The following is a 20,217-nucleotide window of genomic DNA, read 5'->3' on the forward strand; positions in this document are numbered from 1 at the left end:
TGTTTTAGTAGTTTTGGTGAGTGTTGTGTTTGCTTTGTGGGCAACATATTAATCTTTTTGTAACTTAGATGTTAATTTATTTGTCTGTGAATAATCGTTAGCGTGATGAGGAACACAAAATGCTAATGAAATGTTAAATAATAGGTGGGTTAATTAGAATTGGCTAAAATTTCAGCGCATATGGGTTGGTCACCCGAAAGGTTGGAAATTAAATCCTCTCGGATGAATCATTATGCATAATAACTTTCCACTAAGGTTTAGCTAATAATAAGCATTTTCTATTGTGACTAGTTGATGAGGTAGCGAGAGAGATTCAACTCATGAATTGGTAAAGCACAAGTTTGCTCACTGACGATGTCGGCAAGAAGCTGTCCAGATCCGCAAGCCATCGTCCACCCTAAGGTTCCATGTCCGGTATTGGTGTAGAGGTTTTCAAATGGAGTGGAGCCTATAATCGGGGTCCCGTCAGGCGTCATTGGTCTAAAGCCTGTCCAGAATTTAGCTTGTGCTAAATCACCGCCTTGAGGAAAGAGATCGGTCACGACTTTTGCAATGGTTGCTTTGCGCGCATCAGGCAAGGCAGGATCAAACCCGGCTAACTCTGCCGTGCCCGCGACACGAATTCGATCCTCAAAACGAGTGATGGCCACTTTATATGTTTCGTCCATTACCGTTGAACGTGGGGACAATTCGGCGTCGACAATCGGCAGCGTTAGTGAGTACCCTTTCACTGGATAAACAGGAATGGAGATACCCAATGTCGCCAGTAAAGCGGTAGAGTAACTGCCGAGTGCGACGACATATTTGTCTGCTTTTAGCTCACCTTTATCGGTTTGGACAGCGATGATCTTTTTGCCTTCAGTGGTTAATGTTTTTATTTGTGTATCAAACAGAAATTGCACCCCACGGCTTTTCGCGAGCTCTGTTAATTGTTGGCAAAACAGATAACAGTCGCCGGTTTCATCATCGGGGAGGTACAAACCACCTCGCAATTTATCGCGAACAAGAGCAAGCCCCGGCTCTTGCTTAATGCACCCATCGACATCAAGAAGCTGATAACGAATCCCACTTTGCTCGAGTAGTTTGATGTCCTTTTGTATTGCTTGTAGCTGTTTATCACTGCGAAATACTTGCAACGTTCCAAGACGACGACCCTGATATTGCAGATTATGCTGCTGATTCAGGTCAGCCAAACAGACGCGGCTGTAATTGGCAATCGCCAGCATTCGGGCTTTATTGATGTTGTAACGATCCTGTTGGCAGTTCAGTAGCATTTTACCCATCCACGCCAACAGCTGTGGGTCGATAGACGGTTTTATTTTCAACGGTGCATGCTCTTCAAACAGCCACTTTAATGCTTTTTGTGGGATGCCGGGTGCAGCCCAAGGGGAAGAGTAGCCGTAAGATATTTGCCCTGCGTTAGCAAAACTGGTCTCTTTTGCACCTTGTGATTGGCGATCCACCACCGTTACTCGGTGGCCCGCTTGTGATAAATACCATGCGCTGGTTAGCCCGATGACGCCGCTACCTAAGACGATCACGTCCATGTTGTCTCCTTAAATCACCCTAGTGTGTTCTCTGAGCACATTCAGAGTTGGTGTAAATGTTCACATAATGGCAACATCAAACATCAAATTGAGTGGAAACACAATCACTAGCCCCTACACTTATTTTTATGTGGTGATGACAGAAGGGGTGGTAAATGAAGTCAGAGACAGGTCGCTATCAGCGCTGAGTGTGTCTATGTTTCAATACTGCATAAATCATAACGATAAAAGTGATAGCGGCCATTGCCCAGATCCAATAGCGGTAAGCAGAATAAAAGTGGCTGATTTGGTGAAGATGTACAAACGCAAAATGGGTGAGTAAACCAAAGACCGCGACCCAAACTGTGGTGGCAAGCACGTTACCCAGTAAAAATACTCTGATGGGCATTTTCGCCACTCCGCAGGCTAATGGCATAAATTGTTTCATCCCCTCAACAAAGCGACTGATGATTAAGCAAATCGGGCCGTATTTTTGAATAGCGCTTTGCAGTTTTTGAAATTTAGCCCCTGAAATATAGCCTTTTTTATCCAACCAACCCTCAAAATAATAGCCGAGTAGATAGCCGCAACTATTACCAATAAAGCAGCTTAGCCACGATACAATCATAACAAGAGAGAAATTCATTACGCCATTGGATGACAAAATGGACGCGGCAATCATGAGCGATTGGCCGGGCATCGGAATGCCAATCCCTTCGAAAAAGATGCTGATGATCAGTGCTAGGTAGCCGTACTGTTCCAATAACGGCTGCATTGAGAGGAGCAGTTGATTGATAGGTTGCAAAGCGGGTATCCACCATCGAAAGTTTGAGGTTATTTAATACGCTGGTTCTTCGTTTGAATCAACGTCATCGTGTGATAATGCCCATTTCTTGGCTCTTAAAATAGAATACGTTGTGGTTAGTACCTTCAAATTAGCTGAAAATCATCAGCAAATTTGTTGTGGTTTCTATGCTCTTTTGGCGTAGTACACTGCTTAAAAATCAAGAGGAGTTATTTTATGTTTCATGCCCATGTTTATTTTGATCTCGCAGAGCAAGCGAAAGCACAACGCGTACAACAAAAAATTGCCCAACAACGACATGATGTACAAGCCATGTTTGGCTTAGTACCAAGGCTTGTTGGCCCGCACTTAAAGCCGATGTTTGAAGTACACCTTGCTGACAATAGCCACGGATTTATTGAGTGGCTAGATGAACATCGGGAAGGTCTTAGCGTGTTAATCCATCCGGTTTCTGGAGACGATAGGTATGACCATTCTGAGGGACAAGTTCTGTGGTTAGGAGAGACTTTAGGGGTGAACTTAGCCGTATTGCGTTAGAGGATGCCTATCAAATTAATAGCCACAGTGAATTAGTGTTTAATGCTCATCTTGTCTAGTCTGTACAGAACGCAGCAGAAACAATAATCGTGGCAAGGTTTTGAAGAAAAAGGTTTTTCGAACAAGTCGTGACCGCAGGCTCATTACCTCTCGTTGTTATTGTATATACATGATGTTGTTCTAAGTTTTGTTGCATTTGAATTTAATACAGTGAATGTTCAGCCAATATCGACCGTGCTGAGTGTTTTTAGAATAAATCAAGCACACTTAAATAGCCGCAGTAATGCGAAGCAAGGAGAACGCAATGGAGAATAAAGGTATGAATTCGGGCGGTAAATGCCCTGTCATGCACGGCGGAGTAACCTCTGCTGAACTATCGAACATGGATTGGTGGCCGAAAGCACTGAATCTTGACATTCTTCACCAGCACGACGTGAAAACCAACCCAATGGGGGCGGATTTTAATTACCGCGATGCGCTAAAAACATTGGATGTTGATGCCTTGAAAAAAGATCTCAAAGCACTAATGACCGATAGCCAAGAGTGGTGGCCTGCCGACTGGGGGCATTACGGCGGTTTGATGATCCGCATGGCATGGCACTCCGCGGGTACTTACCGAATTGCAGATGGTCGCGGTGGTGCGGGCTCTGGCAACCAGCGTTTTGCTCCGCTTAACTCGTGGCCTGATAACGCCAATTTAGATAAAGCTCGTCGCTTATTGTGGCCAATCAAACAAAAATACGGCAACAAAATCAGTTGGGCGGATCTGATGATCTTGGCGGGTAATATGGCTTATGAATCCATGGGGCTTAAAACCTTTGGTTTCGCTTTTGGTCGTGAAGATATTTGGCACCCAGAAAAAGACACTTATTGGGGCTCAGAAAAAGAGTGGCTAGCGCCAAGTGGCGGAGAAAATAGCCGCTATTCCGGTCAGCGCGATCTAGAAAACCCGCTTGCTGCCGTGATGATGGGCCTGATTTATGTAAACCCTGAAGGCGTTGACGGTAATCCAGACCCGCTTAAAACCGCACATGACATGCGCGTCACTTTTGAGCGCATGGCAATGAATGATGAAGAAACCGTGGCGCTGACAGCGGGTGGGCATACGGTGGGTAAAGCGCATGGTAATGGTAGCGCTGCGAACTTAGGGCCAGATCCTGAAGGGGCGGACTTGCACGAACAAGGCTTGGGTTGGAATAACCACACCAGCCGCGGCATTGGCCGTAATACCGTCACCAGTGGTATTGAAGGTGCATGGACTACGCACCCAACCCAGTGGGATAACGGCTTCTTCCACCTGTTGTTTACCTACGAATGGCAACTGACGAAGAGCCCTGCTGGCGCGTGGCAGTGGGAGCCAATCAACATCAAAGAGGAAGATAAACCGGTTGATGTGGAAGACCCAAGCATTCGTTATAACCCTATGATGACCGATGCCGATATGGCGCTGAAGATGGATCCTGAATATCGCAAGATCTCAGAGCGTTTCTACAAAGACCCAGCGTATTTCTCTGAAGTGTTTGCGCGAGCTTGGTTTAAGCTTACTCACCGTGATATGGGGCCTAAAGCGCGTTACTTTGGCCCTGATGTTCCGGCAGAAGATCTCATTTGGCAAGATCCCATCCCCGCAGGTCGTAAAGATTATGATGTGGATGCAGTAAAAGCAAAAATAGCGGCCAGCGGCTTAAGCATCAGTGAGATGGTCAGCACCGCATGGGATAGTGCTCGTACTTTCCGTGGTTCCGATAAACGTGGTGGCGCTAACGGTGCGCGCATTCGCTTGGCTCCTCAAAAAGATTGGCAAGGTAATGAGCCAGAAAGACTCAGTAAAGTGTTGGCTGTTCTGGAGAAAATTGCCGCTGATGCGGGTATTAGCATCGCCGATACCATTGTTTTGGCGGGTAACGTCGGTGTTGAACAAGCGGCCAAAGCGGCAGGCGTTAATATTACTGTGCCTTTTACTGCGGGACGTGGTGATGCAACGCTTGAACAAACCGATGTGGAATCGTTTGATGTGCTTGAGCCACTGGCGGATGGTTTCCGTAACTGGCAGAAGCAACATTACGTGGTTAACCCAGAAGAGATGCTGTTAGATAAAGCGCAACTATTGCGCCTGACTGCTCCAGAAATGACCGTATTGATTGGTGGGTTGCGGGTTATCGGTACAAACTACGGCGGCAGCCAACACGGCGTATTGACTGATCGTGTTGGGGCGTTGACTAACGATTTCTTCGTTAACCTCACCGACATGAATTACACTTGGAAGCCAACGGGCCGTAACTCTTACGATATGGTTGAGCGTAAGAGCGGTAAAACAAAATGGACAGCGACTCGTGTTGATCTGGTGTTTGGCTCAAACTCTATTTTGCGCTCATACGCTGAAATTTACGCGCAGGACGATAACAAAGAGAAGTTCGTCAAAGACTTTGTCGCTGCTTGGACCAAAGTCATGAACGCCGATCGCTTCGACGTGTTGTAAGCCCTCTCCACTCAGTAATCTTGATATTAAGGCCCTCTTAGCGAGGGCCTTGTTGTGGCTAGGTTTTCCTCTAAAATTTTGATTTATAAAAGAATTGATAATTGTTTTTAAAAGAAATACTTATAGGGATCAGTTATTCTATTGTAATTCCAAGTGCGCCAGTGTTTTGAAGTGCTTGAAGGTTTCGCATTGCGACAGACTTTTGCCTAATTTTTTATTAATCAGCACTTGGAAAAGATCATACAGCCCCATCGCCTCTTCATAATCACATTTACTTAAGGCGAGGAAAAAGATCAGATAGGCTTTTTCACCATTACCCCATTCAATTCCACGCGGTGCAGCGACGGTGTAAACCATCGAACGTTTAGCAAAGAGCTCAATCGAGTGAGGTAGAGCAATGTATTCACCCATCATGGTTGAAACCAAACTCTCTCGCTTTTGCAGTGAAGCTCGGTATCCTTCCTCTACCAATTCCGTTGATTCAAGATGCGAGCAAACCTGTTCAAAGAGGTGTGATTGCTCAATGACGTCATCAAGGTAGAGAAATTGAGCCTTGGAAAAATACTTATCCAAAAGATAAGAGTGCGTGCGATCAACCAACACTTGTTTGCCCAGTTCTTCCAATTGATGTTGGGTAGGGAAGGGGTCAACCACAAAGCTCTGAATCTCTCTATTGGCTAAGGGCATGGTGGTAATAATGAGGTCCGCTTGCGTGGCATCAGCGGTCATCAACTGTTCAGGTGAATAAACCGTTTTCATATCCAATTGCGGATACTGGCGGCGGATGATCGCTTCTAGCCCAAGTGTCGCGGCATTACCGGCGTCGCAATACAGGAGCGCTTTTGGTGTACGGTGACCTAAATGGTAATTACGTTCAAGCCCCACACCAATGTGAATTACAAGATAGCCTATTTCGTGCTGTGTCATGCAGTAACCCGTCTCTCTGATCCAGTCTGCGATGGCCGATAAGGTAATGCTGTAAGCGAGTGGGTAGTGCTGTTTGATATGTTCGGCCAATGGGTTAATTGTGGCGACATGATGTTTGACACGAATGATCATATGGCAGACGTGGTTGTGGAGATCGCGGCGTAATAGCGCATCGTCACGCACATCGTAAGGGTAATTTTGATAGATATAATCAAAGATATGAGTGACTAGAGCATCGGCTTCATGCTGTACACCCTGGCTAAGGAGTGCTTGATTCGTCGCAATTCTCGCTTGAATGTGAATCGCCAAGGCGGCAATTTCATGGTTATTGGCGGGTAGCAGCATCGGTAGCGCAGAAAATAACGCTTTGGCAATCGGTAGCGTCGTTTCATGAACATCGTTTTTAGAAAATTCGGTAAGCTCTTTGCCACACGCGAGCCTGTGCAGTGTGACGGCGGCATAAAGGGTTAACCAACGCAGCCCAATATCATTGATATAGAGTGTATGGTTGGTCAACACTTCACGAAAGCGCGCTGCAAAAATTTGCTGAGATTTTTCAGGGAAAATCGTACTAATAAAGCCCAGAGCTTGTTTTGTCTCTTTTTGTTCGATGTAGATAAGCTGTGTTAAACGGGAGCGAATTGCCATTTCTGGGCCTTGGATCAGCATGCCCAAACGAGGTTTACTTTCAATCGATAAACCAAACGTGGCGAGTTGGCTGCGTACATCGGCCATATCATTTTGAATAACGGTGCGGCTTAGATTCCATGTCTCGGCCAATTCGTCAATTTTTACGCCTTGTTCTGCCGTTAATAGCAGTACTTGAATCTGAATGATGCGCTCTTTACTGGTCCTTGGAATCGTTTCTGCATTTTGCACCCTCGACAAAAAATGCTCGAAAGTTGACGGGTTGTAAATATTGAGTTGGTAACCGGAACCGCGCTGGTGGAGAAGATGCGCGCCATGGTTGACCATCACATTATTGAGCAGCGCGACATCGGTGCGTATGGTGCGTGTCGAAACATTAAGCCGTTGCGCAAGTTCGTCCTGAGTCAAAGGCGAGGCGGATACAGCATCCAACAAATGAATTAGGCGAGGGTGCGGTAGCTTGTACATCATCGATTCCCATTCCAGCATGAACAGCGCTATCTAAAAGGTAAAATGCACTAAAAGGCAATAGATAGCCAACGCTTTGTTATGCCGGAGCACATGCTCCGGCGTCGGTGTTATGAATGTGCCAGTTGTTTTTGAGTCATGGCCAGCAGGGTTTTCACATCCTCGGGGCGAGTCTGTCCGGTTTTCTCATCGATGATTGAGCTATAAATGTGTGGAATGACTTTTTCGACCCCAGCATCGAGAGCGATGCGTAAAATCTCTTCAAAGTTGTTTAGATCAATACCACCCGTTGGCTCTAACCAAAAGTGATGACGAGCACAGGCGTTGGCAACTTCTTGGTACTCAGCTTTGCATTTTAGCCCCTGCATTGGGAAGAATTTGACTGAGCTGCAGCCCATATCTTGCAACATGGCAATCGCCGTATCAACGGGAACAACCGCTTCTTCCATGCCGGAACTTTTCGGGCCAGTTGAGATTTTAACCAAGCCAACAGTGCCTGATGGTGAAATCAAACCATTCACGATAGTGTGATGTTGACCTAGCGCTTGACGCGTAGCCCCGACACCAGTAAAGACTTGATTGACATGCTGAGGTTGTAGTATTCCGGCTAAAGCCGTCACCATATCCGATTGTTTCGGATCCCCTGCGCCAAGGCCAATCGATAAAGCATTCTCGATTTTTTCAGCGCACGCTTTCATATCAGCCGCAGCGCTTGCGGTATCTGGGTAATCTTTCGAGAGCATACCAACCAACACATGGCCTTCTGCGGCTTGGTAGACTTCAATCGCATTATGATGAGAGCCCGCCAGCACATTGAGACATACACGGTCAGCGTAAAAATTAGGGCTTAAAGACATTCTAATGACTCCTGATTCAGTTGGTTCATGGCGCTAAGAATAAGTTCAAGTTGATGAGATGAAACACTGCGGACATCAAATTCCACCGAACCTTCATTGGATTTGTAAGCGCGGCAGTAAATCGCTGGGTTACCATTTTGGAGGCGTGTGACGGCTTGATTAGCGCTGATACCAAATTGTTTGGCATCAAAACTCACTTCTGCACGTGCGATATCTCGGCCTGCACTGTCCCAAACCACGCGCGCGCTTATCCCTTCAATACGGTTTAACCCCTCGATAAATGGCGTCATTTTATCCACCATTTGTTGGCCGGTTTCTGGTTGGCGGCTTAAGTACAACTCAATGGCATGCGTTAGGCCTAAAATGCCTTCTTTACCGACTTTCATCGCACGGCCAATCCCTGCAGATTGCTGCTTAACCCATTCCACATATTGATGTTTCCCAATCACTAAACCGCTGGTTGGGCCTTCAATCGCTTTCGCACCACTGTAGATCACCAGATCAGCCCCTTGCTGATAATAGAGTTGCAGATCCTCTTCTGCTGCCGCATCAACAATCAGTGGAAGCTGGTGGTCTTGAGCCACTTTGGCCGCTTGTGGCACGGTTAACATGCTTTTTTGCACACAATGGTGCGATTTAATGTAGAGAATGGCGGCGGTATTGGGGGTGATCGCCGCGGCTAATTGTTCTGCGCTGCATTCATTAGCCCAACCGGCCTCAATCAGGTTACCGCCGCCAAGATTTACCATGGTACCAACCGGGCCGCCATAATTGACGTTATGCCCTTTGGGGATCACAATATCCGTTGCGATCGGGTGCGTTTTTGCATGCAGATGCTCAAGCAGATAAGGGTTACCACGCACAATGACTGCCGCGACACTCTGCGCAATTCCCGCTGAAGCGCATGAGACGACGACCGCATTTTCAACTTGCAGCAAACGAGCAATATATTGGCCAGTTTTGTTCACCAAATCGCTCATTTCAAAGTAGTTGTTCATCCCAAAACAGACAGTCTGCTCCACTTCGGGCTGAGGAGTGGAAACACCAAGAGCTGTCATACGGCCAGATGCGTTGATCACCTGTTTCAAGTGATATTTTTCAAGAATGGAAGACATAATGCTGTTGTCCTTGTTCAGTCAATACAAGCTTGCCGTCAATAATGGCAGCAAGAGGCGTAAATCTCTGTTGTCCAGTTCGATGCTGGTGATGAGTATCGGTGTAGTTAACCGACGCTTTATTGATGGTGTAGAGCGTTAAATCGGCATCATAGCCTGCAATTAAGTGCCCCTTTTTCGCTAGGCGAAGTGCTTGCGCTGCTTGACTCGTCACGCGCTCAATGATCTGCTCATGGGATAATCCGAGCGTAAAAAACATCGACATCAGGTGGGCAAGACCGTAAACCGGGCCATTGAGCCGGTTCTTACAGTAAATGTCAGAACTGATCGTATCGGGCAAAATCCCTTGTGCGATGGCCTGCTCAGCCACCTCAAAACTGAAACTGGCACTGCCGTGGCCGATATCAAGTTTCAGGCCTCGAGCTCTGGCCTGCTGAACGCTGCTTTTTATCTCCCCATGACAATCAAGAATGCGGTTAGGCTTGCCATTAAAGCAGTGAGTGAGAATATCGCCTTTGCCCAGCAGAGCGACAATCTCATCCAAATCTGGCGGTGCATTACCAACGTGCACCATCAATGGAACGCAGCCGCATTGCTGCTGTAATGCTTTGGCTGCATGAAGTGGCATTAAGCCATTGTGGCCGACAACACTACCGCTCATGCGTGCTTTTAAGCCGACAATAAATTCGGGATGACGAAGCAGCGCTTGCTTTGCGCTATCCAGATCAATGTCGTTGGCATCGGCCAGTTCATTTTGGCGCAACAAGCCAATTTTCGAGATATTCAGTAGAGCTCGCACATGGGTTGTGCATTGCGCTGCAAGCTGTGCAAAATCATCCACATCGTTTGCGCCTGTGCTGCCCGCATCAATGACAGTCGTCACGCCACCTGACACCCCAACGTTATCGGGGTGGTCGTTATAAATCGGCGAGTTCGGATAGCAGTGAGTGTGGCCGTCAATCCAACCAGCACTCACAAAAACGTCATGATCTAAATCGACGGTCTGTTTTGCCAATGAACCAGCAAGATCGCCCACCGCCGCTATTTTGTTGCCCTGAAGGGCGATATCGATACTAGACCCACCCGCTTGTTGGGCATTTTTGATCAGGATGTCATACATAATTTGTATCTCACGCTCTTCGCTCATCGGCGCGAAGAGCGATTATCAGTAGAATTTAAACCCCAGCTTGTTTTACAGTGCGATAGGAAAAAGAGCTCCTAACGCCATCGCTCCGAGAATTGCACCACCCGTAATCGGTTTACCCCACACATAGAAAATCAATGCGCCACCTAGAGAGCCGATCCCAATTGGAATAGAAGCGGCCATCGCAGATAAAATGATCAATGGTCCAAGAAAACGGCCGGAGCTATTGCCTGCTCCCATCATCACATCAGCCCCGTAGGTTGAATCGCTTTGGTTAATGGTGAATTTACGTGCCAGCACAATTAAGCCACCAATCGCCAAACCAGCGAGCATGCCTGTGATTAACGAAGCGGTGAAATTTTCAAGAGGATAAACAATGCCAGCACCCAGTAGTAAAGCTGGAATCCCTAAACCCACACCGGTTTGCACTGCGCCACCGATATCCAAAATGCCCACGAGCGAACCTTCAATGATGCGAGCAAACAGAAAGCTTGCACCAAAAGCGGCCACCGCACCGTACGCGCCTGTATCCATCCCTGCTCGCAGCATGGAAACAAACGCCACTTCGTTAAAAGCACCGACACCGTATAAGTAGTACATGTGCGTTCCGGCAAAAACCCCGGCTGAAAGCAATCCCACAAAAATCGGGAAAGACCAGTCGGCATACCAAAAGTTGTTTTTCATTTTTTCGTCCATGGTCAACTCCTTATTTACCACTGATCATGAGATGGATATTTTCAAGCCACAAAGGAACTTGCATATGAAAAGCTTCGATAAATTTCATGTCGAACCCGCGGAAGAAAGCACTTAACGCAAACAGTGCAATAATCGCCGCCATCATGATCTGGGTTACTTTGTTCCAACCACTCTCTTCAACACCTTTACCAATCAAAATACCCAGCACCAAACCAGGAACGGCGTTGCCCATAATCATCTGAGCTAAACCACCAAAGATAGTGGCCCAAAAGCCCGATTTCTTACCCGCTTCAATTGCCGCTAGCCAGAAAATAACCGGCATGACGGTATTCACCAGTAAGTTTGCCGCTGGTACTAATACCTTTACTGCCGTGACTTGCAGCGCCGCAGGAACGGCCGCCGCCGTTGAGTTAAGAAACGCAACCACAATCGCACCGATAATGGCGCAAGCAATACCCATTCGTTTTGGATCATGCAAGGTAGTGGCAAGGTCGCGGTTTTTTATCATCAGTGCCGCCGCGCCCCAGTTCGGGATGATGCGGTGGTCAACATCTTGAGTGAATGCCCCTGCCGCAACCGTTGAGGCCCAAGCATTAAAGAAGAATCCAAGCCCAAAAGAGAAGTGAGAGGCAGGGTCGCCTTCACACGAGTTCAACTCTCCCAGAGTACGAAATGCACCCATACCTTGGATAGTTGGAGCATGGAACATCCTTGCCGCGCCTACTCCAACGCCGATACCGACTAAGCCACCAATGATGATGGACTTAAAGAGAATGATAAGAAACATGTCAGGGATCCTTATAGTGACCTGTTAACGTTTGAAATCGACCTGTTCCACATCGATGTGGGTCAGGCTGACCGTAACCTCTAGCTTGACGCTGTATTGGCGTCGATCTCTTGCAAGAAAGAAGAAAAGGAATTTCTCTCGCGTTACTTTCTCTTCTGCTTGCAAAACGTTGACGTCTAACGGCTCAATCCGGAGGAGGACTTTTGCGTTATTCTTAAGTAACGTGGGTTGTACTTGGCTTAAAGCCGCGGCAAAAGCCTGCTGCTTTGTTTCGCCCTTGCCACTCACAGTTACCTTAGTGGTTAACTGCTCTTTCATGCTTTGATGCCATGCTTAGCCACAAACGCCTTCACCAGTTTTTCGCCCAGCTCTTCTTTATCCATAAAGCCGAAACCCAAAACCACACAGCCTTCATTGATCGCGGTTATCCCTTCCTCAACAGAGCGCATTCCATAACGGCATTGATAGCCATATTTTGTTTGCGCTGTGATAGCACCAGCGCCGCCGCTGCCGCAAAAAGAGATCCCTAAATCGGCTTGCTGCTGATGCATGACATCACCTAGCTTCATGTCTGCGGCCATGCCGGGAATAACGGTCACTTCAGCGCCTGCCGCTTGAGCACCTGCTCCTACTTTCTGACCTTTGCCCATGCGATCACCAATAACGACTTTGATTACTGACATGTTGTTTCTCCTGCTGTTGGGTTTAATTCGTTTTCTTTAGCTACTTCAAAATGGACCGAAAGCAGATGCGCTTCTTCATAAGCGAGGTTCTCCATCCAACGACACACTTGCTCGGCCAAGGTGAAACAAATAGGAGAGATTTCATCAAACATCTCCATATCGAGTTCAGGTAACGATTCACCGCTAAATGAGCGCCAAACCATCGCTTTGATGTGTGTTTCGAGCATTTTTTTCTGTAGCGAATCGGGGTAGATAGCGTGTGAATTAAGCAAGGCAATGGCTCGTTCGGTGAGCGACAAGCCAAGCTCTATAATCTGTGCATCATCCATGCTAATGGGTTGAGAGTTTTGCACCGTGGGATTCTCCAAATGTTTAGCTTGGAGAAGAAAATAGCGTAAAAGGGAGCAAGGGTGGATAAGCCCTATTTCCACTTCCAAATGGAAATAAACCGTGGCCAGTAACATTCGCGCGGTTTTATGTGATGTGTGAAGAAGATTTATGGGAGTAAATGCGCTGAAAAGGTGATTTGAATCGCTATTTTAAGCGCAAATTTATCGTCTCTTTATTTGCTGCCTGTCACAAAATAACTGGTGGTTATTTTGGTTTTATGTTTATTTCCCCAATCGAGCGTCAGGAAGCATGCAATATTAACGGAGGATGGCTTTGAGCCGAGCAAAAGTACGCATGCTGTCGGTTGCGAGCATAGGAGCGTAGTCAGCGTTTTGTGCCTCAAGCTGATAATGGTTTGGTCCTATTTTGCGTACTACGCGTAGCAAGTAGTGGTTATCACCCGTTTCATCTTGAGTTTCAATCGCCATGACCAGATTAGAAATTGAACCTGCGCTCTTTGGTGTGACCCATTCAAGTAGTAGTAAATCACCATCTTGAATCGGTTTTTTACCTCCATTCATTGAGTTACCTGAAGCGGGGGCAATGAAATGTCTTGTTGGATCAAGCTTACCGTAACCAGCGGCGACTAAATATTGCTCTTGAGTATCATGACTACCTTGCTTGAAATGACCGCAAGCAATTTTTAGATCGGGGTAGAGGGGCAAATAGGTACCTTTTTCGCCTGCTTGGTTTGGCAACGGAAGGATCTTTGCCGAAGTTTGGATTGGCTTCGAGTTTGAGTGTGCTTCTTGCTTACTGACTCGCTGTATGTATTCGGCAAAGCGCAAATCGACAAGTTCTTGAATAAAATCATGAAGCTGTGGCAAATCGGCATTGTCTACAGCAAAAGTGGGTACAAAGCGATGATTATCCACCTTAAACCATGCATGGCCAGAAGAGTCTGGGCTTGTAAACGCTTTGACTGGGTTTCGATTCCAGTAATTTAGCCATTCGGATCCTGTGGCGCTAAATTGCTTGGCTTGTTCGGTGAGATCTCGTCGCATCAAATCAGGTCTACGTGATAACACTTTATGACTTTGAATCGCTAGCTCATTCAATGTTGGGGGCTTTCTCAAACCATCAAGCTCTAATAGTGCTTCAAGTAAAACGGCTTTAAAGCATTTGCTCATCGCTGTGATTTCGACTGCTTTGAGCAAAAACTCGTCATATTTCGTCAGTCGTTGAGTCAGTGCTAAGTCACTTTCTTGGTCTGCCACGAACCTAAACCAACTTTTCATCGAGCGGCGTACTTTACTGAGATCATAGCCATGGTGGAAAAATTCGGCGGCGCTTGGTCGGTGTGCGAGTTGATGCTTGAGATCTTGGTAATCTTCAGCCGCAGTTGAACGTATCTGTTTTGCTAAGGTTTGCCAAAATTGCAGCAGTTGTGGATCAAAGTTGACATAGCAACCGGCCGCTAACGAAGTGGTTTGGTTGGTCGTTTTGACTATTTCTTTCAGTGAACCCACATTGAGTAGGGTTGCGGGCCGATTTAAAAATGAAGAGTGATTACCGATAAAATCTAACACCATTAATTGCTGTTTACCTGTACTCGGAGATTGGCGCAAACCGCGGCCTAATTGCTGTAAAAAGAGTATTTTTGATTCGGTGGGACGAATCATCAAAATGGTATCAATCGCTGGTAGATCGGTTCCTTCATTGAACAGGTCGACAGAAAAAAGAATGTCGATACTTCCTTCATTCAACTGTTTTAGGGCGTCGTTTCGACGTATTCGAGAGTCACTATAGACGGCGATAGCGCGAATGCCTTGTTTGGAAAAGTATTTCGCCATGTAATCGGCATGACGTTTAGAAATACAGAAAGCTAATGTGCGCTGTTGTTTTCTGCCAAACCAATGTTGATAAATATGTTCGGCACGCTGCTTGGTTGCAAATGCACTGTCCAAAGCTGTGGGGTCAAATTTACCATTGCGCCAAGGGATTTCTTGATAATCGACGAATTGATCGTAAATACCGTAGTAATGAAATGGCACTAAAATTTTCTCATCAATGCCATGCACCAAGTTACGCTCAAACACTAAATTGTTGTCGCAAAGCGATAATATATCGGCTTGATCAGAGCGCTCGGGTGTTGCGGTTAAGCCTAAAAGAAACGCTGGTTGGAAATAAGCGAGTAAATCTCGGTAACTACGTGCACTCGCGTGATGAAATTCATCGACAACAATATAGTCAAAATCATCGGCTTTGAAGCGCGCTAACTGCGCTTTTTTACCTAAGGTGGCGACTGAAGCAAAAAGATAATCAGCTTTCTCTGTTTTTTCAGCTCCGTTGTATAAGCCAGTTTTAGCGTTAGGTATTAATTTACTAAATGTGCTTTCAGCTTGAGTCAGAATCTCTTCTCGATGGGCAACAAACAAGACGCGTTTTGCTTGCATCTGTTGAGCATCAAAAGCGGCTAACCATGTTTTTCCCATTCCAGTCGCTAAGACAACCAAGCCACGTACATAGCCTTGCTCACGGCTCTGGTCTAGCGCTGATAAAGCCAACACTTGCATTGAGTTTGGGGTAGGTATCTCCGGTGCTTCATCGGCTCCATCCAACAGTGTTAATGAACGTTGCATTGACAGTTTTTTGTAGCGCAGTAAGTAGTCGTCTATCCAGTGATGGGAGAGAGTCATACTCTGTTCATGAGAAAAAATAGCTGAAAACTGCTCACGAATATATTCAAATTCTTGCGCTGCGGGTGAAGTGGCTGGTTGCTCAAAATCGTGGCGTAAAGCCCACTCATAGCTTTGTAGTAATGCTGTTTTACTGATGTTATTTGAACCGACCCAAGCACACCCTTCACTGATGGTCCCTTGTTCTGTTTTAACAAAAATGTAGGATTTCATATGAAAGCTATGTTGACTTTCACAAGTAAAAATACGGCATTGCGCTCCACGTTCCGCCAATATCATAAGGCGTCGTAATGCGACTGGGTGGGTTATTGCTAGATAGTCCGAAGTCAGTAATTTGAGTGAGGCTCCACTTTTTAGAGCGTCAAGAATAGGGTCAAATAGTAAATCCAATCCGGAAGGTTGAACGAAAGAAACCGAGATCTCTATTTCACTAGCGTGGTTAATGGCTTGGATTAACTTAGGAAGTAGCGGGTCTTGTTTCCCTCCCGCACTTAATTTTGGGCCGTTATATAAAGTGGCCAGACCCTTGTTTCTATGAGCGCTCATCGCTCTTCACTTTTTATTAAAATAGCATTCAACCACTGTTCGTTTTGGCGATCCGCTCTTAAATCATTGGTTATCCAGATTTTTGCCATATTCAATGGGGCATGAGCGATCCATTGTGCTAAACGTTGTTCATCACCGTTGGTAAATCGACGGCCATCACGTTCCACTTCCCCTGTCCCATATTTAAAAGAACAATATAGAGGGGCTAATGGTTTTAGCTGAGAAGCTAAATGAGTAAAGGTATCTGGAAGATCCAACTCACCAACATGCAGTAACGATGCGCAAGCCCAAATACCATCAAAAGATTGATCACTTTGAAAATCAGCAAAGGTTGAAACGGTGACCGGAATTTGAAGCAGTTGAGATGCTAAGCTTGCTAATTCTTCACTGGCGTCAAATGCCACCACTTTATAACCCTGCTCAATGAAACTTTTTGCATCTCTGCCAGAACCACAACCAGCATCAAGGATGATGCCCCCTTTTGGTATATGGGGCGTAAAGTGTTCCATCAGCGAATGGGTATCTACTTCTTTGGTTGATGCAAAAAACAGTTGGGCATTTTGGTTGTAGAACTCGATAGACATAATCGCTCCTCAAAGTGAACGCTATTCTAACTATCTAATACCAAAGGCTCAATTGATTGCAGTACAAGTGTGATCAACTGAGTTGTTTTAAGTTTTTCGTGCGCAGACAGCTAGCCTAAAGTCGCCATAGAACTCAAGTGATGTTCTATTCAATAAGAATGACTAATTAACCATTAATATTATTAATTTCACTTATTCCACAGAGGGCTTTACTCTGCACTTCGGCTTCAATTTGAATGAGAAAGAAAAATATGACAGCGATTACTGATTTAGAGGTTTTACTGCAATCCATGTCACCCGAGTTGGTGGGCGGAAGTTATGTGTTTTGTACTGTGCAAGGGGCATTAGCCGATTATTTGCATTTAGAACCCGTGGCGACATTTCAAGAGCGTGAAGGGCTGACCTTGGTCGTTGAGCAGCAAAAGGCCGTTGCGGCGCAGCTCGATTTTGAATCGGTATTCAGCTTAATTACGTTGACGGTTCATTCAAGTTTAGAGGCGGTGGGTTTAACGGCCGCTTTTGCAACTAAGCTAGCTTCGTATGGCATCAGCGCTAATGTGATGGCGGGCTATTATCATGACCATATTTTTGTGCAAAAAGAGAAGGCAGAAAAGGCGATGGCGGCACTCAAAGAGTTCGCACAATAATGATTTCCTTGCTACCTGCAACTCCAAGTTGTTTGGTGATAAATATTCAAAATAGCATAGTTTGATGCAACCAATCGGTTAAGTGTAGAGGATAAGTGTATGAGTAATATGGTAATGAAAGTGAAGACGGCATCTGGTCGGCAAGTGACCTATCACCGGAATTTAACGGCGCTGCGCCAGTCGTTTGACCAAGCTGGGATTCGTTACCAGTTGATTGAGACGAAAGTGGTTGCGGTTCGTTCTCCTCGCTGAATGAGTTAGCGTACGTCAGTTAATTTTCATTCAGGGATGATTGAATGTGTCAAAAGGGGAGTGGTGATGCGTTTGTTGAGTTTGCATTTTTGTTTCCAAAATTGAGAAACATATTTTCGAGGATAAGCGTGTATTGATAAGAGTCTTTTCTAGGATTTATACCGAATGCCGTGATATTATCCTGCGCCCAACGGTTAGGTGGTGGGTTTATAAACCACTACTGGCCTTATTAGTAGCAGATAGTTTCATTGTTGTGGATGATGATTCTATGTAAAAAGAGATCGTATTTTGCTTGATATATTACGCGAAGTATTAGGATGGACATCTGTCGCATTCTATATATCACTCACTATTTTTAATTCGATGAAGTTTACTCGCTATGCTGCATTTGCTTCGGCTGCGAATGACATTGCTTGGTCAATTTTGATGGGCTGGTGGCCTAAAGTCATCCTTAACCTGTCGGTTGGTGCCATTAACGCATATCGATATGTGAAAGATTTTACTAACACCAGCAAAATGGTGATCAATTCTGCTGCGGCTTTGATGGCGAGCGGTATTCTTTATATTGCTTATGTGGCCGTAAGCAGCTTTATCAATAACCCCACACTTGCCGAAGCCTTGCAGTTTGGCGATCTCGCGTTAATTTTGTTGGCACTGTATATGACTGACCTGAAAAGGTTCCGTTTGCTCATGTTCTTATCGGGGTTTGTTGGTATGGCTGCCTATTTCGGTAACCCACAAATGATGATTATCAAAGCGTTGGTTATTGGCATTATGGCTTACAAGCTTTTCCGCGCCGATAAACTCACGACAGTCGCTACCCATCAGCAACAAACGAATGCATAACTGCGGGTGTGTAAACTGACCTCCGCATTTGTACAAGAGAAACATCAGGGTGGCGTCCTAAGTTGAGATTGGCGCGCCTTCTATTTATTAAGCGATAGTCATTGAGCTGCCATTATTTAGAGCTACTTGGTAAAATCATCAATTTCCTGCTTCAAAAGGAACTAAACCCGCGTCCATATATTTCCAACTCACTTTAAAATGTTAGCTTGTTATAGCAACTTAATCTAAATCAAGAGCGCTGATACTGAGCATTTTACCCATCCTCACCATCTATCAATAGCGATTTTAACGCATCGGGAGAAGAGGGGAGCAGTCCGACTTTTAAGCCAAATGGTTTGGATACCTTGTTGAGAATCTCTGTATTGTAGCTGCCCCGATCATTCTCTATATCTGAGAGTGTTTTTCTTGAAACATCGACAAGTCTTGCGAACACATCCTGTTTGAGTCCCAGTATATTAATGCGTAAATTTTTCAACGCTTGACCTTGTGTAAGCTCACCAAGTAATAGTTGCTTGATGATTTTGTTCGCTTCGGTTTTGCGTTCCGATGCACTGACTGCTTTGGCGTTTTTTGAGGCTTTCGATCTCGTTGGCGTATCGAGTTGTGTTCGCTCTTTGATCGAATGAGTTGCATTCTTCCCAGTCTTGGTCTGCTGTTGATTTCGGTTTGCTCTTAGGCGAGCCACCGTATCTTGTACTGACTCCTTATTGCTTGGCTTATTCATAGCAGCCCCCATTTAGTGAGCTTTTCTGATATATGATTAAAGCCAACGGCTGGCATCTCCAAGATTTGTTCTAGCACTCCTCGTAAAGCGAGTCTCTGCTTTAGGCCTACGCATTTACTTGCAGTAATCGCTAGCTCTTGTAATAACACTTCCTTTGGCACGAGATCAGATAAGGTGTCCGCTATTCCGACGAAGTCGTAAGTTCCGCCAACCTCTAGTGGGGCTTTCTGTAGTGGTTGCCCCTCTTTGCTGTGCATAGTCGAGGAAATCACCTGCTCTATTTTTAACATCATCAACAGAGAAGTAGAGGTTGTCTGCGACTTCGTAGCGTTCTGGAAGAGAGTCTTTTATTCTTAAGTTGCCAATAGGCGACATCGTGCCAAACTTGAGCAAAACATAGTCTTGTTCATCTGAACTAAGGTCTTCAATATCTAGGTATTTAATCCAGTACCGTCTACTGCTTGCACCAAAGGACGTAATACTTGTGACGAAATGTTGCGTGTTACTGGGCGAACCATAGTGGAATGTTCAAAGCCCATATCGAGCTCATTAAAAGTGACCGTCATATCCTCACTACGCGAAAGAATATGCAAGTATTCATCGGCATGGCCGGAGGTGAGTTTAGGGCTAAAGCTATCACTGGGTTTATAGCCTTTGAGGTACTTATCGTAAACTAAGTTGCCAGGTGCAATCTCCGCAAGATAAGTATTGATGTCTTTGGAAGCTTGTTGACGCCCGATACCAAAGCTCTGGATCAGATGATTGGTGGTTAAGCGACCTTTCCATAACGCAATAATCTCAATCATTCGGTATCGAAACAGCAGATCCCATCGAATTGGCCATGCACTCATTGTTAGATTCCTGTCTAGTTATTCGATATGTTTATGTATTCAGTATTTACCTGTCGCCATTAAGTA

19 protein-coding genes and 3 pseudogenes are annotated in these 20,217 nt (G+C 45.7%); 5 read left to right on the plus strand and 17 right to left on the minus strand.

Features of this window, described 5'->3' with window-relative positions; all coding sequences use genetic code 11:
• Positions 1-287: 287 nt before the first annotated feature.
• Both AACQ75_RS02255 and AACQ75_RS02260 read right to left on the minus strand, forming a co-directional pair.
• On the minus strand, positions 288-1,547 hold the full coding sequence (locus AACQ75_RS02255; RefSeq protein ID WP_170889405.1) for a D-amino acid dehydrogenase: 1,260 nt from the start codon (positions 1,545-1,547) through the stop codon (positions 288-290).
• A 178-nt stretch (positions 1,548-1,725) separates the two neighbouring features.
• Positions 1,726-2,331: a DedA family protein gene (locus AACQ75_RS02260; protein WP_170889406.1), complete on the minus strand. Its 606-nt coding sequence runs from the start codon at positions 2,329-2,331 to the stop codon at positions 1,726-1,728.
• A 216-nt stretch (positions 2,332-2,547) separates the two neighbouring features.
• Here AACQ75_RS02260 and AACQ75_RS02265 point away from each other — a divergent pair, with 216 nt between their 5' ends.
• Entirely contained in the window at positions 2,548-2,868 is a 321-nt protein-coding gene (locus AACQ75_RS02265; RefSeq protein ID WP_017046265.1) for a DOPA 4,5-dioxygenase family protein, read from the plus strand.
• A gap of 304 nt (positions 2,869-3,172) precedes the next feature.
• On the plus strand, positions 3,173-5,347 hold the full coding sequence (gene katG, locus AACQ75_RS02270; RefSeq protein WP_170889407.1) for a catalase/peroxidase HPI: 2,175 nt from the start codon (positions 3,173-3,175) through the stop codon (positions 5,345-5,347).
• A 138-nt stretch (positions 5,348-5,485) separates the two neighbouring features.
• Here katG and AACQ75_RS02275 read toward each other — a convergent pair whose 3' ends face one another.
• From AACQ75_RS02275 to AACQ75_RS02325, 11 genes are all read right to left on the minus strand, one after another.
• Positions 5,486-7,411, minus strand: a complete 1,926-nt coding sequence (locus AACQ75_RS02275) for a BglG family transcription antiterminator (protein WP_249339393.1) — start codon at positions 7,409-7,411, stop codon at positions 5,486-5,488.
• Positions 7,412-7,500: 89 nt separating this feature from the next.
• Positions 7,501-8,247, minus strand: coding sequence for a 2-dehydro-3-deoxy-phosphogluconate aldolase (gene dagF, locus AACQ75_RS02280; protein WP_094166393.1), 747 nt, complete (start codon positions 8,245-8,247; stop codon positions 7,501-7,503).
• Complete coding sequence (locus tag AACQ75_RS02285) at positions 8,238-9,362, minus strand: DgaE family pyridoxal phosphate-dependent ammonia lyase (protein WP_170889408.1); 1,125 nt, start codon at positions 9,360-9,362, stop codon at positions 8,238-8,240. The genes dagF and AACQ75_RS02285 overlap by 10 nt, the downstream gene beginning before the upstream one ends.
• Positions 9,346-10,509: an amidohydrolase/deacetylase family metallohydrolase gene (locus tag AACQ75_RS02290; protein ID WP_212755066.1), complete on the minus strand. Its 1,164-nt coding sequence runs from the start codon at positions 10,507-10,509 to the stop codon at positions 9,346-9,348. Before AACQ75_RS02290 ends, AACQ75_RS02285 begins: the two co-directional genes overlap by 17 nt.
• A gap of 45 nt (positions 10,510-10,554) precedes the next feature.
• Positions 10,555-11,202 (minus strand): DUF4310 family protein, encoded by a 648-nt coding sequence (locus AACQ75_RS02295; RefSeq protein ID WP_064624573.1) that lies wholly within the window; start codon positions 11,200-11,202, stop codon positions 10,555-10,557.
• A 10-nt stretch (positions 11,203-11,212) separates the two neighbouring features.
• Entirely contained in the window at positions 11,213-11,989 is a 777-nt protein-coding gene (locus AACQ75_RS02300) for a DUF4311 domain-containing protein (protein ID WP_017045612.1), read from the minus strand.
• Between the two features lie 24 nt (positions 11,990-12,013).
• Positions 12,014-12,307 (minus strand): DUF4312 family protein, encoded by a 294-nt coding sequence (locus AACQ75_RS02305; RefSeq protein WP_017047947.1) that lies wholly within the window; start codon positions 12,305-12,307, stop codon positions 12,014-12,016.
• Entirely contained in the window at positions 12,304-12,672 is a 369-nt protein-coding gene (locus tag AACQ75_RS02310; protein WP_017045611.1) for an SFCGS family glycine-rich protein, read from the minus strand. The genes AACQ75_RS02305 and AACQ75_RS02310 overlap by 4 nt, the downstream gene beginning before the upstream one ends.
• The gene (locus AACQ75_RS02315; RefSeq protein WP_228209387.1) at positions 12,663-13,025 is read right to left on the minus strand and encodes a transcriptional regulator; all 363 of its coding nucleotides are present in this window, start codon (positions 13,023-13,025) and stop codon (positions 12,663-12,665) included. The genes AACQ75_RS02310 and AACQ75_RS02315 overlap by 10 nt, the downstream gene beginning before the upstream one ends.
• 294 nt (positions 13,026-13,319) lie before the next feature.
• Positions 13,320-16,247, minus strand: a complete 2,928-nt coding sequence (locus AACQ75_RS02320) for a DEAD/DEAH box helicase family protein (protein ID WP_170889410.1) — start codon at positions 16,245-16,247, stop codon at positions 13,320-13,322.
• Positions 16,244-16,831: a class I SAM-dependent methyltransferase gene (locus AACQ75_RS02325; protein ID WP_047688972.1), complete on the minus strand. Its 588-nt coding sequence runs from the start codon at positions 16,829-16,831 to the stop codon at positions 16,244-16,246. Before AACQ75_RS02325 ends, AACQ75_RS02320 begins: the two co-directional genes overlap by 4 nt.
• Before the next feature lie 251 nt (positions 16,832-17,082).
• Here AACQ75_RS02325 and AACQ75_RS02330 point away from each other — a divergent pair, with 251 nt between their 5' ends.
• The 3 genes from AACQ75_RS02330 to AACQ75_RS02340 all read left to right on the plus strand — a co-directional run bounded on the left by AACQ75_RS02330 (position 17,083) and on the right by AACQ75_RS02340 (position 18,576).
• On the plus strand, positions 17,083-17,478 hold the full coding sequence (locus tag AACQ75_RS02330; RefSeq protein ID WP_170889411.1) for an ACT domain-containing protein: 396 nt from the start codon (positions 17,083-17,085) through the stop codon (positions 17,476-17,478).
• Positions 17,479-17,577: 99 nt separating this feature from the next.
• Positions 17,578-17,730, plus strand: coding sequence for a hypothetical protein (locus AACQ75_RS02335; RefSeq protein WP_013857464.1), 153 nt, complete (start codon positions 17,578-17,580; stop codon positions 17,728-17,730).
• A gap of 288 nt (positions 17,731-18,018) precedes the next feature.
• Positions 18,019-18,576 (plus strand): hypothetical protein, encoded by a 558-nt coding sequence (locus AACQ75_RS02340; RefSeq protein WP_013857463.1) that lies wholly within the window; start codon positions 18,019-18,021, stop codon positions 18,574-18,576.
• 16 nt (positions 18,577-18,592) lie between these two features.
• On the opposite strand, the pseudogene AACQ75_RS02345 reads toward AACQ75_RS02340, so the two are convergent.
• The 4 genes and pseudogenes from AACQ75_RS02345 to AACQ75_RS02360 form a co-directional block, all read right to left on the minus strand.
• Positions 18,593-18,715, minus strand: a pseudogene (locus AACQ75_RS02345) (integrase); the annotation flags it as partial.
• A 114-nt stretch (positions 18,716-18,829) separates the two neighbouring features.
• On the minus strand, positions 18,830-19,312 hold the full coding sequence (locus AACQ75_RS02350; protein WP_170889412.1) for a helix-turn-helix transcriptional regulator: 483 nt from the start codon (positions 19,310-19,312) through the stop codon (positions 18,830-18,832).
• A pseudogene (locus AACQ75_RS02355) lies at positions 19,297-19,792 on the minus strand (hypothetical protein); the annotation flags it as partial. The gene AACQ75_RS02350 and the pseudogene AACQ75_RS02355, both read right to left, overlap by 16 nt.
• Positions 19,756-20,151, minus strand: a pseudogene (locus AACQ75_RS02360) (WYL domain-containing protein); the annotation flags it as partial. The pseudogenes AACQ75_RS02355 and AACQ75_RS02360, both read right to left, overlap by 37 nt.
• Between the last annotated feature and the right edge of the window lie 66 nt (positions 20,152-20,217).

This window comes from Vibrio sp. B1-2 (assembly GCF_963888445.1).
Lineage (GTDB): Bacteria > Pseudomonadota > Gammaproteobacteria > Enterobacterales > Vibrionaceae > Vibrio > Vibrio anguillarum.

What these genes read in the sequence shown, in the direction of transcription:
- AACQ75_RS02255 (WP_170889405.1), bottom strand. Translation starts at nt 1,547, where the DNA reads ATGGACGTGATCGTCTTAGGTAGCGGCGTCATCGGGCTAACCAGCGCA.
- AACQ75_RS02265 (WP_017046265.1), top strand. Translation starts at nt 2,548, where the DNA reads ATGTTTCATGCCCATGTTTATTTTGATCTCGCAGAGCAAGCGAAAGCA.
- katG (WP_170889407.1), top strand. Translation starts at nt 3,173, where the DNA reads ATGGAGAATAAAGGTATGAATTCGGGCGGTAAATGCCCTGTCATGCAC.
- AACQ75_RS02275 (WP_249339393.1), bottom strand. Translation starts at nt 7,411, where the DNA reads ATGCTGGAATGGGAATCGATGATGTACAAGCTACCGCACCCTCGCCTA.
- dagF (WP_094166393.1), bottom strand. Translation starts at nt 8,247, where the DNA reads ATGTCTTTAAGCCCTAATTTTTACGCTGACCGTGTATGTCTCAATGTG.
- AACQ75_RS02285 (WP_170889408.1), bottom strand. Translation starts at nt 9,362, where the DNA reads ATGTCTTCCATTCTTGAAAAATATCACTTGAAACAGGTGATCAACGCA.
- AACQ75_RS02290 (WP_212755066.1), bottom strand. Translation starts at nt 10,509, where the DNA reads ATGAGCGAAGAGCGTGAGATACAAATTATGTATGACATCCTGATCAAA.
- AACQ75_RS02295 (WP_064624573.1), bottom strand. Translation starts at nt 11,202, where the DNA reads ATGGACGAAAAAATGAAAAACAACTTTTGGTATGCCGACTGGTCTTTC.
- AACQ75_RS02300 (WP_017045612.1), bottom strand. Translation starts at nt 11,989, where the DNA reads ATGTTTCTTATCATTCTCTTTAAGTCCATCATCATTGGTGGCTTAGTC.
- AACQ75_RS02305 (WP_017047947.1), bottom strand. Translation starts at nt 12,307, where the DNA reads ATGAAAGAGCAGTTAACCACTAAGGTAACTGTGAGTGGCAAGGGCGAA.
- AACQ75_RS02310 (WP_017045611.1), bottom strand. Translation starts at nt 12,672, where the DNA reads ATGTCAGTAATCAAAGTCGTTATTGGTGATCGCATGGGCAAAGGTCAG.
- AACQ75_RS02320 (WP_170889410.1), bottom strand. Translation starts at nt 16,247, where the DNA reads ATGAGCGCTCATAGAAACAAGGGTCTGGCCACTTTATATAACGGCCCA.
- AACQ75_RS02325 (WP_047688972.1), bottom strand. Translation starts at nt 16,831, where the DNA reads ATGTCTATCGAGTTCTACAACCAAAATGCCCAACTGTTTTTTGCATCA.
- AACQ75_RS02330 (WP_170889411.1), top strand. Translation starts at nt 17,083, where the DNA reads ATGACAGCGATTACTGATTTAGAGGTTTTACTGCAATCCATGTCACCC.
- AACQ75_RS02335 (WP_013857464.1), top strand. Translation starts at nt 17,578, where the DNA reads ATGAGTAATATGGTAATGAAAGTGAAGACGGCATCTGGTCGGCAAGTG.
- AACQ75_RS02350 (WP_170889412.1), bottom strand. Translation starts at nt 19,312, where the DNA reads ATGGGGGCTGCTATGAATAAGCCAAGCAATAAGGAGTCAGTACAAGAT.